We start from the raw sequence: 1,337 nt of genomic DNA, 5'->3' as shown, positions 1-1,337 counted from the left end.
CGGGACTTCGTCGGCATGAGCGACCATCGCCGCGGACCAGCCGATCGTCAGTGCGTGCTCCGCAGCGACGCCGGCCCTGCGATTGCCGATCAACAGAAACTCGATCGAATGCGGCCCGATGCACTGCGCCGCGCTCTCGATCACATGTTCGTTGAACGTGCCGACGAAGCCCTGTTCGGCGCACAGGATGATGACGAGCGTTGCATCGGAGAATGGTCTCGGACGTTCGTCCGGCTTGTCGTCGCCGTGGTCGAGCATGAGGGCGTCGCCGATCGCGGCACCGACCATGCCGGCGCACGCCCGAATCGCATCGAGGCGGCTCTGCGCTTCGAGCGAACGGGCCGCCGCGATGCCGCGCATCGCGCTCACCACCGATTCGAGTTCGTGCACGCTCGAAATGCGCTGCTGAACCTCGCTGAGCTTGTTGCTCATGAAGACTTCCCGTCGGGTTGCGTCGCTGCGGGTGCGGCGGGCGCTGGCGTTCCACACGTCTGAGCGAGGTCACGCACGGCCGCGACGAGCGTCGCCTGGGCTGCGGGTTCGAGTGTGCCGCTCTCTTTCAACGCGGCCGCCGCCGTCCCGCCGTGCGCATCGAGATGCGCCGCAAGCCGGGCCCGCATCACGGGAATCTGCTCGACGGGAAAGTCGTCGAATACGCCTTCGGCCAGCGCGGCGAGCACGGCGACCTCGTCGAGCGCGCGCAACGGCGTAAAGCGCGGCTGTGTAATCAGCGCGCGAATGCGCTGGCCGCGCACCACCTGCGCCTTGATGCGCGCGTCGGTCAGGCCGCCGAAGCGCGAGAACATCTCCAGTTCGAGGAACTGCGAATAGTCGAGGCGCAAGCGGCCCGATACCTTTCGCAACGCGGGCGTCTGCGCCTTGCCGCCGACGCGGCTCACGCTCAGGCCCACGTCGATGGCGGGCCGCTGGTTCGCGGCGAACAGGCCAGTGTCGAGCACGATCTGGCCGTCGGTGATCGAGATCAGGTTGGTCGGAATGTAGGCCGACAGGTTGCCCGCATCGGTTTCGGCGATCGGCAACGCGGTGAGCGACCCGCCGCCGCGCTCCGGCGACAGCTTCGCGGCACGTTCGAGCAGGCGCGCATGCAGATAGAAGATGTCGCCCGGATACGCCTCGCGTCCCGGCGGCTCGCGCGTGAGCAACGCAAGCTCGCGATGGGTCGCCGCGTGCTTGGTCAGGTCGTCGATCACGATCAGCGCATGCTGCCCGCGGTCGCGAAAGTACTCGGCGATCGTCATTGCGCTGAAGGGCGCGATCCATTGCAGTCCCGCCGATGCCGCGCCTGATGCAAATACGAAGACGCAGCGCTCGGGCGC

General features: G+C 67.5%; 1 protein-coding gene and 1 pseudogene. Both read right to left on the bottom strand.

Annotated elements, in window-relative coordinates:
* The coding region (locus tag AWB68_RS45000) for a F0F1 ATP synthase subunit gamma (protein ID WP_200828981.1) at positions 1 to 432 on the bottom strand (432 nt) is incomplete at its 3' end.
* Positions 429 to 1,337 (bottom strand): annotated as a pseudogene (locus tag AWB68_RS44995) (F0F1 ATP synthase subunit alpha); the annotation flags it as partial. The pseudogene AWB68_RS44995 and the gene AWB68_RS45000, both read right to left, overlap by 4 nt.

This window comes from Caballeronia choica (genome assembly GCF_001544535.1).
Lineage (GTDB): Bacteria > Pseudomonadota > Gammaproteobacteria > Burkholderiales > Burkholderiaceae > Caballeronia > Caballeronia choica.
This window is presented reverse-complemented; position numbering and strand designations above follow the sequence as displayed.